Source organism: Marinobacter sp. (assembly GCF_041687235.1).
Taxonomy (GTDB): domain Bacteria; phylum Pseudomonadota; class Gammaproteobacteria; order Pseudomonadales; family Oleiphilaceae; genus Marinobacter.
On record NZ_JAWLCH010000001.1, the window covers coordinates 640,764 to 653,418 of the forward strand.

Genomic DNA, 12,655 nt, shown 5'->3' on the forward strand with positions numbered 1-12,655 from the left:
CTGGAAAAATAGGCCGCTCATTCTTTGGGCAGCGCCGATGAAACAGACACTGCTATCCCTGAGCAACCTTTCCAAGCAATTCGGTGGCAAAACCGTGCTCGACGGTCTGGATCTGGAGATCTACGACGGCGAGTTTATTACCCTTCTGGGTCCTTCCGGCTGTGGCAAAACAACCTTGCTGCGCCTGATGGCAGGTTTTGAGCATCCGGACGGGGGCTCCATCACCCTGGCGGGAGAGGATCTCACCCATACCGCCCCGGAGAATCGCCCGCTTAATACGGTCTTTCAGCACTACGCCCTGTTTCCCCATATGTCGGTCTTCGATAATGTGGCCTACGGCCTGAAAATGGAGAAACGTCCAAAGGACGAGATTCGCCAGCGTGTGGATGAAGCGCTGGCCATGGTCCAGTTGCAGGATTTCGCCCGCCGTAAGCCCCATCAGCTGTCCGGTGGCCAGCAGCAGCGGGTTGCCATTGCCCGCGCGGTGGTCAAGCGGCCGCGACTGCTGCTCCTGGATGAACCGCTCTCCGCCCTGGACTACAAGCTGCGCCGCACCATGCAGGTTGAACTGAAACGCCTTCAGCGGGAACTCGGCATCACCTTCGTGTTTGTAACCCACGATCAGGAAGAGGCGCTGTCGATGTCGGATCGGGTGGTGGTGCTGAAGGATGGCCTGGTGCAGCAGTTGGGTACGCCCCGGGAAGTCTACGAGCGGCCGGCAAATCTGTTTACCGCCCGGTTTGTGGGTGAAACCAATTTCTTTCCGGGCAGGGTTGAATCGGTCAACGACCGTTCTATCACGGTGGATGTTTTTGGACTGAAGCGAACCCTGCGTCGGCCGGATTTTCCGGTTCAGAACCACCAGCGGTTGCATGTCCTGCTCAGGCCGGAAGATATCCGGGTGCTGGACCCTGCAGATGAGCAAGGTGTGGCGGGCAAGATTGTTGAGCGAAACTACAAAGGCAGTACCCTGGATTCTGTGATCCATCTTTCCGACGGCACTGAGGTCCTGGCCAGCGAATTCTTCGATGAGGATGATCCCGCCTTCGATTACCGGCTGGGTGAACCTGTAAAGGTCAGTTGGGTCGATGGCTGGGAATGGTTGCTTCCCGAGGAATCGGACGAACCGGAATCGGTAGAGGAACTCTCGGCCGATGCATAGTGTTATGCAGCAGCCGTTCAAAACCGCTGTTCTGATTCTTGTCTGGGGCTGGCTGTTGTTCCTGGTGCTGGCGCCGAATCTTCTGGTGGTGGGCGCTAGCGTAATGACCCGCGACTCGGTGTCTTTCCTCTCGCTGCCCCTGAATCTGGACGCCTATCGGCAGCTCTTGAATCCGCTTTACCTGGATGTGTTCCTGCACTCCCTCTACATGGCGTCCATGACCACTCTGGTGTGTCTTCTGATTGGCTATCCCTTTGCATGGGCATTGTCGAAAGTAGGCAAGCAGCGGCAGCTGATACTGATATTCCTGCTGATCGTGCCCTTCTGGACTAATTCCCTGGTGCGTACCTACGCCCTGAAGCTGATCCTGGCCACCAACGGGCTGTTGAATAGCGCCCTGATGTCACTCGGGCTTATTGATGAACCGATGCAGTTGCTCTACACCGAAGGCGCGGTGATCATTGGCCTTGTGTATCTGCTACTGCCGTTCATGATTCTGCCGCTGTATTCGGTGTTTGAGGATTTGAAACAGGAACTGCTGCTGGCCTCCCACGACCTGGGTGCGGGCCGGCTGTCTACGTTTATTCACGTGATCGTTCCTCTCACCCTGCCAGGTGTTCTGGCCGGCGTGATGCTGGTGCTGCTGCCCGCCATGGGGCTGTTCTTCGTTCCGGACATTCTTGGTGGTTCCAGAAACCTGTTGGTGGGCAATGTCATCAAGAACCAGTTCCTTGATGCCCGGAACTGGCCTTTCGGTGCTGCCGCCAGCATTGTGCTCACGGTAACCATGGCTTTCCTCATGTTCGCGCACCGGTTGAGTAAACGGCGCATCGGCGAGGAGGGCACGTGATGACACGCTGGCTTCCCCGTACCTATCTGACACTGGTCTACATCCTGCTTTACGTGCCCATCGTGGTGCTGGTGGTGTTCTCGTTCAACGAATCCCGTACCGGGTATGGTTGGGGCGGGTTCAGCCTCAGATGGTATGAGGCTCTATTCAACAACCGGGCCATGGTCAATGCCATGTGGAATTCCCTTTGGTTGGCGCTGTCCGCCGCCACGGTGTCCACAGTGATAGGCGCTCTCACCGCCCTTGCCCTCCACCGTTACCGGTTTCGTGGCAAGAAATTACTGAACGGCATGCTGTTCGTGGTGATGATGTCGCCGGAAATCGTGCTGGCTATTTCGTTGCTGGCGTTGTTCCTGCTGGTGGGCTTGCAACTGGGCTATGTGTCCCTGTTGCTGGCCCATGTCACCTTCTGCCTGCCCTTTGTGGTGATTACTGTGATGGCCCGGTTAAGCGGCTTCGATGAGAGCCTGCCGGAAGCCGCCCGGGATCTCGGTGCCTCGGATTTCACCATGACCCGCACCGTGCTGATCCCGGTAATCATGCCGGCATTACTGGCGGGCTGGCTGCTAGGGTTTACACTGTCTCTCGATGATGTGGTGGTTAGTACCTTTGTTGGTGGGCCCAGCTATGAAATTCTGCCCCTGCGCATCTATTCCATGGTGCGTGTGGGCCTGAAACCCGAAGTGAATGCCCTGGGCACACTGTTGCTGGTGTTTTCACTGGTTATGCTGATGTTGTCTCAATGGATTCTGATAAGGAGCAAACGATGAAGAAACTGGCACTGGCTGGTTTGCTGGCAGTGGGATTAACGGGGTGCAGTTCCGAGGAGCCCCAGGTTCTCAACCTCTACAACTGGTCTGAATACATGCCCCAGGAAGTGCTCGACCGTTTCACCGAGGAGACCGGCATCCAGGTGGTCTACACCACCTATGACAGTAACGAGGCCATGTATGCCCGTCTGAAATTGCTGGATGACAGTGCAGCCTATGATCTGGCGGTACCGTCTACCTACTACGTCAGCAAGATGCGCCAGGAAGACCTGTTGATGCCCATTGATCGCAGCAAGATCGAGGGTTTTGAGCAACTGGATCCGGAACTGGTGAATCTGGATATCGATCCGGAGAACAAATTCTCTGTACCCTACCTCTGGGGGACCACAGGCCTGGCGGTGGATACGGCAGACATTGACGGCGAGTCCGTCAGCGCCTGGGAAGACCTCTGGGAGGATCGTTTCGAAGGCCGGGTGATGCTCACCAACGACATGCGGGAAGTTTTCCACGTGGGTCTGCGGGTACTGGGTTACTCCGGTAACAGCACCAACCCTGAGGAAATCGAGGCTGCCTACGAAAAGCTCGCTGAACTGATGCCCTCGGTTCGGACCTTCAACTCTGATGCGCCGCGCATGCCCTATCTGGAGGGGGAGGCCGATGTGGGCATGATCTGGAACGGTGAGGCCGTGATGGGCAAGGACACAATGGAGTCCCTCGAGTACGTCTATCCGGAGGAAGGCATCATTGCCTGGCTGGACAGTTTCGTGATTCCGAAGAACGCCAAGAACCCGGAGGCCGCACACCAGTTCATCAGCTTTGTGCTGAAGCCTGAAATCTCCGCTCTGATCAGTGAGGAGATTGGCTATGCCACTCCGAACCTGGCGGCTCGGGAACTGCTGCCGGACGAAGTGGCGAATAACCGGGCAAGCTATCCTAACGCCACGGACATGATCAATGCCGAGTTCCAGACCGACATCGGCGACGACGCCCTGCAGGTCTATGCCAAGTACTGGGAAATGTTGAAGTCCGGGCGTTAAGGCCGGCTCAGATGGCCGGAGCGGAATAATCCGGTGCGATTCCGGACTGTGCAATGCAGTCCGGAATGTTCATGCCCTGCAAGGCGCCTTCTGCCGTTATCAGCATGGTTTTCATACCTGCAGCCTGCCCACCGAGGATGTCCGTGTGCAGCGTATCGCCCACCATCAGGATATCGGCCGGGTCTATACCTGTCAGTTTTTCCAGTACCGCATCGAAGGCGGGTTGATACGGCTTTCCGAAGAACTCCGGTTGTACGGGACACTGGTCCATCAACAGGTGGGCAAAGTAGCCGGGTTCCATTGTCAGGCAATCGCCCCTGGGCGCTACCAGGTCGGGGTTGGCCACCAATAACGGGCGAGGATGGCGGCCCAGGCTCTGGGCCATTGCCTCCTGAATCTCCTCATTCCAGCCTTCGCTGCTAAGGAAGACAAAGCCATCCAACGGGTCCAGTGCACCGGACCGAATGCCTGGTCGCACCGGCACCCAGTCCAGACCCAGGCTCTCTGGAGCGGACGAAGCCGGCGAGAGAACGCCAAACCGGCCTGGCCTGGGGTGGCGGCATAGCACCTGCTCAAGGACCCGGCGACTGGAAACAAGCTGGTCTGGCCTGAGATCAAAACCCATGGTCTGGTATTTGGTCGCGAGTGCGCCGTGGCTGGCCGTGGCCGCGTTGGAGAGAACCATAACGGTCTTGCCCAGTTTCTGGAGCTGTCTGATACGCGCTACGGCCTCAGGAAACGCCCGGGGGCCGGCATTCAATACGCCGAAGGCGTCAAAGACGAAGGCCTGAAAGCGATCAAGCAGCGGCGCCAGTGAAGTCAGCTCGCGGGTCGGAGGTTGGTGCTCCGGGGGCAACCCTTTCGGCAGAGCGCCGCGAATGTGCTGGTATTGAGCAAACGCCCATGCAGGGGAGGGTGTTACCCCGGCAAACGAGGTTGGGTGGGTATCAATCATCGCTCTAGAGTACCGCTTCGCGTACTTTTGCGGAAACCCACTCTGAAATGACAACGGTGCCGAGAATAACAATGAAAATCATGGCCACCTGATTCCAGGCCAAGGTGCTCAATGAGGCGTTGAGCTGAATGCCCAGCCCGCCAGCGCCCACCAGGCCGAGGATGGTGGATTCCCGGATGTTGATGTCCCAGCGAAACACGCTGATGCCCCAGAACGCCGGCAGAATCTGTGGTACCACCGCGTAATCAATGACCTGCGCACCGGATGCGCCAGTGGCGCGCACGGCTTCAACCTGTTTCTCGTCGATTTCCTCAATGGCCTCATACAGCAGTTTGGCAATAAACCCGATAGAGCGTAGCCCGATGGCGACGATGCCCGCGAGCAGACCAGGGCCAATAATCGCCACCAGCAGCAGGGCCCAGATCAGAGAGTTGATGGAACGGGAGGCGACAATAATCAGCAGCGCCAGCGGTCGCACAAACCGGGTGCTCGGGGTGGTGTTGGTGGCTGCGAGAAACGCCACCGGTATGGCGAACAGGATGCCCAGCAGAGTGCCCAGGGTAGCTATGTTGATGGTGTCCCACAGCGGTTCCCAGAGATTGTTGATATAGCCCCAGGCGGGGGGGAACATACGGTCGCCGATGTCGGCCGCCTGGTCTGGGGCATCGCTGACAAAGGCCCAGATGGTGTTCTCGTTCATGACCTGCCAGCAGACAATGGTAAGGGCGACGAGCCAGAACCAGCCGAGCCACCGCAGCAGGGTCTGCTTCGGGGTCCGGAACTGCCAGGGTGTTTGTTGTTCGGAGAGTTGGGGGTTCACTGTACCCACCTGCGGATGTATGACGATGAGTATTCCACCACCAGAACAATGGCGATAATGATGATCAGGACGGCACCGGCCGAGTCGTACTCATAGCGGTCGATGGCGGTGTTGAGGGTTGCCCCTATACCACCGGCACCGACGATGCCGATCACAGCCGATTCCCGGAAGTTGATGTCCAGCCGATAGAGGGATAGCCCAACCAGTCGGGGCATCACCTGAGGTTGAACCGCGTAATTGACCACCTGCCACCAGCTGGCGCCGGTGGCCCGGATGGCTTCGAGCTGGCTGCGGTCGCAATCCTCTATTTCTTCAGCAAGCAGTTTGGAAAGGAAGCCGATGGTCGCGAACGCCAGGGTCAGGAAACCGGCGAAGGGCCCGAACCCGAACATGGCTACCAGCAGAATGGCAATGATCACTTCCTGAAAGGATCGAGAGACTGTGATAATGCCACGGCAGGCCAGATATACCGGGGCTGGCGCAAGGTTTCGGGCCGCGCCAATGCCAATCGGCACGGAAATCAGGATGCCGGCCACCGTGGACGTCACGGTCATGGTCAGGCTTTCCATCAGACCGGCGTAGATATCATTCCAGCGCGATGTGAAGTCCGGAACCAGAAAGCCCTGAACAAAACGCCAGCCACGTTCAAGCCCCAGATAGACCCGTTGCCAGTCCACCTCCACGGTCTGGATGGCCAGCACCAGGTACACCAGACCACCGAGCAGGATGATCTTCCGCCACAGTGGGTTGGTCAGTAACACCGGAGGTCGTTTCCAGCGGGTTGGATAGGATTGCGCAGTTGGCTGCTCAGTCACTTACACCCCCTCCGCAAGGTCGACCGTGGGTGTCTCCGGGTCCGTTGGGTGGTCAGCGCTTTCACCGCGCAGCTGGGTCCAGTCCTCATCCCCGTAGATGGTGGTCAACACCTGATCGGTGAGGGCATCCGGCGTACCGTCAAACACGATTTCGCCAGCCTTCAGACCAATAATCCGATCCGAGAACTGTTGTGCGAGCATTACATCGTGAATGTTGATGATCGCGGGCAGGTTGCGTTCCTGGCAGGCGGTGCGGATCAGTCGCATGATCTGCCGGGACGTCTTCGGATCGAGGGAGGCTGTGGGTTCATCCACCAGCAACAGCTCCGGGTTCTGCTCCAGAGCGCGAGCGATACCGACGCGCTGGCGCTGGCCACCCGAGAGCGCATCGGCCCGCTTGTTGTAATGATCGGCAAGACCCACACGGTCCAGCAGGGAAAACGCCTGGGCGATATCGTCCGGGCTGAATTTTCGCAGGTAGGAGCGCCAGGCCGGCACATAGCCCAGCCTCCCCGACAGCACGTTTTCCATCACTGTGAGGCGTTCCACCAGGGCGTATTCCTGGAAGATCATGCCGATCCGTCGGCGGGCGCGACGGAGCTCCCGGCGGTTCAGTCCGGTCAGCTCCGTGTCACCCAGGGTGATGGAGCCCTGAGTGGGCTCCACCAGTCGATTGATGCAACGAATCAAAGTGGATTTGCCAGCCCCGGAGGGGCCGATCAGGCCCACCACCTGGCCTGCCGGAACTTCAAAGCAGGCATTGTGGAGAGCCTTGTCGCCGGTCTTGTAGGTTTTCGAGACCTTGTCCAGTTTTAACACGTGGTTCCGCCCGGTCGCTTATCGACAGTTGTAGGCTACGCCGTTGGCGTCGTCGATTTTCCGGATCACTTCCCAGTGGTTCTGGAAGGTGATGGGCACAAACTGGGCTTCTCCGGACTTTGAGAATTCTTCTTCCAGGGCTGTGCCTTCCCAGTTGAAGGAGAAGAACGCGTCTTGGATTTTCTGCTGCAGTTCCGGCTTCAGATTGTGGGCAATACCGTACCCTGTGGTAGGAAAGGTCTGGGACTTGTACAGGCTGACAATCTGGTCTTCGCTCACGACGTCCCGGCTCAGCATGCGGTTGAGCACGGAGTTGGCAACGGCCGCGGCCTTGTAGTCCCTGTTGGCCACGCCGAGGATAGAGTTGTCGTGCTTGCCAGAGAATACTGGCTCGAAATCCTCACCTGCCACCATGTTGTAGTCGGCTTTCAGGATGGCAGACGGTGCCTTGAAGCCCGAGTTTGAGGTCTGTGAGGTGAAGGCCAGCTCGCCACCGCGGATGTCCTCGACCTTATCAATACCGGAATCCGGGTAGCTGATGATTTCCATTTCATAGCCAAAGGAGCCGTCTGCGGCGGCCATCATGGTAAAGGGGCGGAACCCGGCACAGGCGACAGCCAATGGGTTGGAGCCGGTATTGAAGCCGGCGATATGCAAGCGACCGGCACGCATGGCTTCAATCTGGGCCGCATTGGACTGTACCGGGAAAAACTGGACTTTCTTGCCCGTGGTTTCTGCAAGGTGGTCCAGAAACTCTGACCAGACTTCCTTATACACGGCCGGATCTTCCACCGGGGTGTAGGCGAAGACGAGGGTTGACGGATCAACCTGTTTTGATTCATCCGCAGGAATGTCGGCAATCAGATCACCGTCGGCATCCTGGTAGCGGCTGTCTAACTGGAAAGCGCCATGGGCCAGAACCGGCGTGAGCATGGTTGCACAGGCCAGGGTCAGAAGCTTGTTCATCGTCCGTATCCTCAGGTCGTTTTTGGATGTGTCTGGCACGACACTAAGGCAGGTTTATGATGGTTTTGTGACAAAGGTGACGGAGCATCCCGTTTCACAAAAGTGTCATCAGTAGGCTATAACTTCGTGTGAACGTTAGATTGCGACGGATTTCCATCACTCTTTTTTACAGGGACTTTGATATGAAGGGTACGCAGGGTAGAACGCCGTTTATTGCGGCTGCGTTGGTAACGGCACTGGGAACCTCCGGTGGGGTTGGCGCCGATGAGCTGCGCCTGATTACCTGGGGTGGCTACGCTCCGGATGATGTGGTGGCCCAATTTGAGGAAGAGACCGGCATTGATGTGAAGGTGACCCTCTCCAATAACGAAGACATGATTTCCAAACTTCGTGCCACCGGAGGTGCGGGGTTTGATCTGGCCCAGCCCAGCCAGGACCGCATTGTCGGCGTCCAGCGCCAGTTCAACATCTATAAGCCCATTGATTTCAGCCGCGTAGACACGGATCAGTTGCAGTCATCCATGGTCAAGGCCACCCAGGATTCCACCGAACTGGACGGCAAACACTACGGCGTGCCCTCGGTGTGGGGAACCAGTGGTCTGATCGTTCACAGCTCTGTGGCGGATATCGTCACCGATTACACCGATCTCTGTGATTCCGGTGTCGAGGGTCAGGTCAGTTACCGCCTCAAGCGACCCACACTGATTGGTTTTGCCTTCGCCATGGGTATGGATCCGTTTTCGGCTTACGATAACCGTGAGGAGTACGAGTCGATCATGGCGAAGGTCCAGGACAAGCTGATCGACTGCAAGAGCAATGTAAAAACCTACTGGACCGGTGGTGATCAGCTTTTGTCCCTGCTGCGTACCGGTGAAGTCAAAGCCGCCATGGCCTGGGATGCCGGCGGCTGGAAACTGAATGCCGAGAATCCGGACATCCGGTTTGTTGCTCCTGAGTCCGGCGCCCTGGGCTGGATCGATACCTTTGCGATTCCCCGTCGCAGCGAAAACGAAGAAGCCGCCTACAAGTGGATCAATTTCGTGATGCAGCCGGAAATCGCCGCCCGTATTACCAACGCCTCGGGCAACTTTACCGCATCAAAAGGCGCCGATGAGTTTGTGAAGGCCGATCTTCGGGACGCCTACCGCGCGAGCTTCGACCAAGCTGCCATCAACAATATCAAGTGGTATCCACCGGTTCCCCCGGGGCTGGAGACCATGGAAGGTCAGGTGCTGGATCGCGTCCAGGCCGCGAACTGATCCCCATGGGAATGGATTCGGACCTGTTCTGTGAGGGGCTGGTTCGCCGTTTTGGCAGCAATGCCGCGGTGGACCACGTGTCCCTGGACGTGCCTGCGGGCACGTTTTTCTCCATTCTGGGCCCCTCGGGTTGCGGCAAAACCACCCTGTTGCGTCTGTTGGCCGGTTTTGACAAGCCCGACGAAGGTGATATCCACATCCGCGGCCAGCGCATGAATGATGTGCCACCGAACCGCCGACCGGTGAACATGGTGTTCCAGCATCTGGCTCTGTTTCCTACCATGACGGTCGGTGAAAACATCGGCTATGGGCTGAAACGCCGGAAAATGCCACTGGCCGAGCGCCGAAAGCGCATTGCCCGGGTGCTGGAGCAGGTCGGCTTGCCAGATCTTGAGCACCGCAATCCACAGGAATTGTCCGGTGGTCAGCGACAGCGGGTGGCCCTGGCACGCTGCCTGGTTCTGGAGCCCACGCTCCTGCTGCTGGACGAACCCCTGGGCGCCCTCGATCTTAAACTCCGTGAGCAGATGAAGGTGGAGCTCAAACACCTCCAGAAGAAGTTCGGGACCACCTTCGTGTACATTACCCACGACCAGTCCGAGGCCATGGTGATGTCCGATCAGGTGGCCGTTATGCGGGACGGCCGATTTGATCAGGTGGCGCCACCGGAGGAGCTCTACCGGGAGCCGGCCACACCGTTTGTTGCGGGATTCGTCGGCGATAACAATCGCCTCTCCGGAGAGCTCGTTTCTGTTCGGGACAACCTGGCCGAAATCCGTCTGGATGATGGTGTCCTGGTTCAGGGCAGAGTGGCATCGGACAACCTTCGAACCGGCCATCGGGCCGAGCTGTATATCCGGCCCGAATCTCTGGTTCTTTCAGGAGAGGCGCTCAGTGCCGGCTTCTCATCGATGCAGGCAAACGTACGCACCACCCTGTTTGATGGCGCCAACAGCCGGGTCGAGGCAGAGAACTGTGGGCAACTGGTATACGCCCGCCTGCCTCAGGATGGCTCGGCACCCAGGCTGTCTGCAGCCAGTTCCATCCGGCTGGCCTGGAATCCGGCCCTGGCCAGGGTTTTTGGGGCCGACAGTCTGTGAATTCGTCAGTCAGTCGATTATCCCTCTGGTTGCTGCTCACTCCGTTCCTGCTCTGGATCGTATTGCTGGTGCTCTTGCCCCATCTTCAGATGCTCCGGGTCTCGTTCCAGGTCCGGGAAAGCTGGGACACCATTGCCTGGGGCATCGAGCAGTACCAGAACTTCTTTACCGAGTCCTATTATTGGCGGACGTTTGTACGCACGGGGGTGATGTCGCTGTTCACCACCTTTCTGACGCTGATCATCGCCTTCCCCATTGCCTGGTACATAGCTCGTCTTGCCAGGGGCCGCTCCAAGGGCATTCTGTTTCTGGCCTGCCTGATTCCATTCTGGGCCAGTGAGTTGGTACGTACTTACGGCTGGATGATTCTGCTGCGTGAGAGCGGCCTGTTCAGCTCCTGGCTACAGGCACTGGGCTGGGTGGATGGACCGGTGGAAATGCTCTACAACGACGTCGCGGTCATCATCGGTCTGGTCTACAACGGCCTTCTGTTCATGGTGGTGCCACTGGTAACAACCCTCGATGGCATGGATGAGAACCTGGTGGAAGCCGGCTATGACCTGGGTGGCGGCCACGGTACCGTGCTGCGCGAAATCGTTGTGCCCTGGGCCATGCCCGGTATTGTGTCCGGCTGCATCGTCGTATTCATGCTCACCCTGGGCAGCTATCTGACCCCGGTGCTCATGGGCGGGAAGGACAGTGCCTGGTTTACCGAGCAGATCTTCACCCAGTTCATTACTCGTTTTAACTGGGAGCAGGGCGCCGCACTCGGTGTTCTGCTGTTGGTACTGTCGTCGGTCATCGTCTGGCTCGGGCTGAAAATCTCCGGTCAGTCGTTGCGCAAGGTGATGGGGTGAAGGTGAGGGTGAGGTCATGATTCGTTCGGTTCCCCGGTCCCGGCTGTTCGATAGCCTCTATCTGGCGTATCTGGTGGCCTTTTTCGTATACCTGGCTCTGCCCTTGCTGGTCACGGCCGTGTTTGCGTTCAATGACGCGCCTTTCCCGTCGCTGCCATGGAAAGGCTTCACCCTGGACTGGTATTTCGCGGATGGCAGTGAGGGCCGTACCGGGCTCTTCCACGACGATGGGCTTCTTACGGCGCTCTGGGTCAGTGCCAAGATTGCTTTCTGGGTGACTCTGGTGAGCGTTGCCCTGGGGTGTGTCAACGCCGTGTTGTTTGAACGGGTGCATTTCCGGGGCAAGGAATTCCTGTACCTGCTCATGCTGCTGCCGTTGGTGATTCCCGGTGTCATTCTGGGGGTGTCCATACTGGTGTTCTACAGCGGCATGGCCAACGATATGTCGGCAGCTTGGGGAATCGAGCTGGATCTGTTCCGGCCCGGTATGACGCTGGTGGTGATGGGGCAGGTGACCTTCATCGCGACTCTGAGCACTTTGGTGATCGCGGCCCGCCTGCGCAAGTTTGATCCCCAGTTGGAAGAGGCTGCCCTGAACCTGGGTGCCACGCCCCTGGTGGCCTGGTTCACCGTTACCTTGCCCTGGCTACTGCCATCTATTTTCGGAGCGGCCGCCATGGCCTTCCTGATGTCATTTGAAAACTTCAATACCACCGTTATGCTGACAGGTAGTGATACACCGTTGACGGTGGCCCTGTTCAATCGCCTTCGGGAAGGGTCGACGCCCGTGCTCAATGCGGTGGCACTGTTGCTGATGGTGGGCTCTGCGCTGTTGGCCCTGGTGGTGATGGGCCGCTCCTCACGTTAACGGTGTTCGCCGCAATCACGGGATAACGCGACCGGATTGGACCGGCGGCCGCCAGGAGGTCTCATGAAGTTTATTTTCGAAGTGCACATCCGGGACGGCCACACCGCTGAGGAATACGCGGATGCCTGGGTAAGAGCCAGCGAAATCATCCAGCAGGCGCCCGGGGCCCGGGGCACCGAACTGCACCGCAAGATTGGTGATCCGAATACCTTGATTGCTATCGCGTCCTGGGAGAGCAAGGAACAGCGGGATGCCATGGAAGGGCAGCATAACCCCGAGGTGGCCGCTATCATTCGAAGTGCTGCGCCGTTTGTGGATATCAAACCCATTGGTGAGTTTGAGGACCCGGAATGGGTGGTGCCGCCGCAATGACATTA

General features: G+C 58.2%; 14 protein-coding genes. 9 read left to right on the plus strand and 5 right to left on the minus strand.

What is annotated here, in order from left to right; translation table 11 throughout:
• The first annotated feature begins 37 nt into the window (after positions 1 to 37).
• From potA to ACESMK_RS02770, 4 genes are read left to right on the plus strand one after another with little or no spacing between them, the layout of a single operon-like run.
• The gene (gene potA / locus ACESMK_RS02755) at positions 38 to 1,162 is read left to right on the plus strand and encodes a spermidine/putrescine ABC transporter ATP-binding protein PotA (RefSeq protein ID WP_372995031.1); all 1,125 of its coding nucleotides are present in this window, start codon (positions 38 to 40) and stop codon (positions 1,160 to 1,162) included.
• Positions 1,155 to 2,012 (plus strand): spermidine/putrescine ABC transporter permease PotB, encoded by an 858-nt coding sequence (potB, locus tag ACESMK_RS02760; RefSeq protein ID WP_372995033.1) that lies wholly within the window; start codon positions 1,155 to 1,157, stop codon positions 2,010 to 2,012. Before potA ends, potB begins: the two co-directional genes overlap by 8 nt.
• A complete protein-coding gene (gene potC, locus ACESMK_RS02765) occupies positions 2,012 to 2,782 on the plus strand; it encodes a spermidine/putrescine ABC transporter permease PotC (protein ID WP_372995035.1) in 771 nt (256 codons plus the stop codon). Before potB ends, potC begins: the two co-directional genes overlap by 1 nt.
• Entirely contained in the window at positions 2,779 to 3,819 is a 1,041-nt protein-coding gene (locus ACESMK_RS02770) for an extracellular solute-binding protein (RefSeq protein ID WP_372995037.1), read from the plus strand. The genes potC and ACESMK_RS02770 overlap by 4 nt, the downstream gene beginning before the upstream one ends.
• A gap of 7 nt (positions 3,820 to 3,826) precedes the next feature.
• Here the strand turns inward: ACESMK_RS02770 and ACESMK_RS02775 are convergent, their stop codons facing one another.
• From ACESMK_RS02775 to phnD, 5 genes are read right to left on the minus strand one after another with little or no spacing between them, the layout of a single operon-like run.
• Positions 3,827 to 4,774, minus strand: a complete 948-nt coding sequence (locus ACESMK_RS02775; RefSeq protein WP_372995039.1) for an HAD-IIA family hydrolase — start codon at positions 4,772 to 4,774, stop codon at positions 3,827 to 3,829.
• 4 nt (positions 4,775 to 4,778) lie between these two features.
• Positions 4,779 to 5,594: a phosphonate ABC transporter, permease protein PhnE gene (gene phnE / locus ACESMK_RS02780; protein WP_372995041.1), complete on the minus strand. Its 816-nt coding sequence runs from the start codon at positions 5,592 to 5,594 to the stop codon at positions 4,779 to 4,781.
• Positions 5,591 to 6,409 (minus strand): phosphonate ABC transporter, permease protein PhnE, encoded by an 819-nt coding sequence (phnE, locus tag ACESMK_RS02785; RefSeq protein WP_372995043.1) that lies wholly within the window; start codon positions 6,407 to 6,409, stop codon positions 5,591 to 5,593. The genes phnE (ACESMK_RS02780) and phnE (ACESMK_RS02785) overlap by 4 nt, the downstream gene beginning before the upstream one ends.
• Positions 6,410 to 7,228 carry a phosphonate ABC transporter ATP-binding protein gene (phnC, locus tag ACESMK_RS02790; RefSeq protein WP_372995045.1) on the minus strand — a complete coding sequence of 273 codons (819 nt, stop codon included), beginning with the start codon at positions 7,226 to 7,228 and terminating at the stop codon, positions 6,410 to 6,412.
• A gap of 18 nt (positions 7,229 to 7,246) precedes the next feature.
• Entirely contained in the window at positions 7,247 to 8,194 is a 948-nt protein-coding gene (gene phnD / locus ACESMK_RS02795) for a phosphate/phosphite/phosphonate ABC transporter substrate-binding protein (protein ID WP_372995047.1), read from the minus strand.
• A 182-nt stretch (positions 8,195 to 8,376) separates the two neighbouring features.
• Here phnD and ACESMK_RS02800 point away from each other — a divergent pair, with 182 nt between their 5' ends.
• The 5 genes from ACESMK_RS02800 (at position 8,377) to ACESMK_RS02820 (ending at position 12,650) form a co-directional block, all read left to right on the plus strand.
• The gene (locus tag ACESMK_RS02800; RefSeq protein WP_372995049.1) at positions 8,377 to 9,453 is read left to right on the plus strand and encodes an extracellular solute-binding protein; all 1,077 of its coding nucleotides are present in this window, start codon (positions 8,377 to 8,379) and stop codon (positions 9,451 to 9,453) included.
• A gap of 5 nt (positions 9,454 to 9,458) precedes the next feature.
• Positions 9,459 to 10,553 (plus strand): ABC transporter ATP-binding protein, encoded by a 1,095-nt coding sequence (locus ACESMK_RS02805; RefSeq protein ID WP_372995051.1) that lies wholly within the window; start codon positions 9,459 to 9,461, stop codon positions 10,551 to 10,553.
• The gene (locus ACESMK_RS02810; protein WP_372995053.1) at positions 10,550 to 11,410 is read left to right on the plus strand and encodes an ABC transporter permease; all 861 of its coding nucleotides are present in this window, start codon (positions 10,550 to 10,552) and stop codon (positions 11,408 to 11,410) included. Before ACESMK_RS02805 ends, ACESMK_RS02810 begins: the two co-directional genes overlap by 4 nt.
• A 16-nt stretch (positions 11,411 to 11,426) precedes the next feature.
• Entirely contained in the window at positions 11,427 to 12,278 is an 852-nt protein-coding gene (locus ACESMK_RS02815; RefSeq protein ID WP_372995055.1) for an ABC transporter permease, read from the plus strand.
• A 63-nt stretch (positions 12,279 to 12,341) separates the two neighbouring features.
• Positions 12,342 to 12,650, plus strand: coding sequence for an antibiotic biosynthesis monooxygenase family protein (locus ACESMK_RS02820; RefSeq protein WP_372995057.1), 309 nt, complete (start codon positions 12,342 to 12,344; stop codon positions 12,648 to 12,650).
• Positions 12,651 to 12,655: the final 5 nt, after the last annotated feature.

Bases quoted from the DNA above. Each gene is read 5' to 3' on its own strand.
- potA (WP_372995031.1), top strand. From the start codon at position 38: ATGAAACAGACACTGCTATCCCTGAGCAACCTTTCCAAGCAATTCGGT.
- potB (WP_372995033.1), top strand. From the start codon at position 1,155: ATGCATAGTGTTATGCAGCAGCCGTTCAAAACCGCTGTTCTGATTCTT.
- potC (WP_372995035.1), top strand. From the start codon at position 2,012: ATGACACGCTGGCTTCCCCGTACCTATCTGACACTGGTCTACATCCTG.
- ACESMK_RS02770 (WP_372995037.1), top strand. From the start codon at position 2,779: ATGAAGAAACTGGCACTGGCTGGTTTGCTGGCAGTGGGATTAACGGGG.
- ACESMK_RS02775 (WP_372995039.1), bottom strand. From the start codon at position 4,774: ATGATTGATACCCACCCAACCTCGTTTGCCGGGGTAACACCCTCCCCT.
- phnD (WP_372995047.1), bottom strand. From the start codon at position 8,194: ATGAACAAGCTTCTGACCCTGGCCTGTGCAACCATGCTCACGCCGGTT.
- ACESMK_RS02800 (WP_372995049.1), top strand. From the start codon at position 8,377: ATGAAGGGTACGCAGGGTAGAACGCCGTTTATTGCGGCTGCGTTGGTA.
- ACESMK_RS02805 (WP_372995051.1), top strand. From the start codon at position 9,459: ATGGGAATGGATTCGGACCTGTTCTGTGAGGGGCTGGTTCGCCGTTTT.
- ACESMK_RS02815 (WP_372995055.1), top strand. From the start codon at position 11,427: ATGATTCGTTCGGTTCCCCGGTCCCGGCTGTTCGATAGCCTCTATCTG.
- ACESMK_RS02820 (WP_372995057.1), top strand. From the start codon at position 12,342: ATGAAGTTTATTTTCGAAGTGCACATCCGGGACGGCCACACCGCTGAG.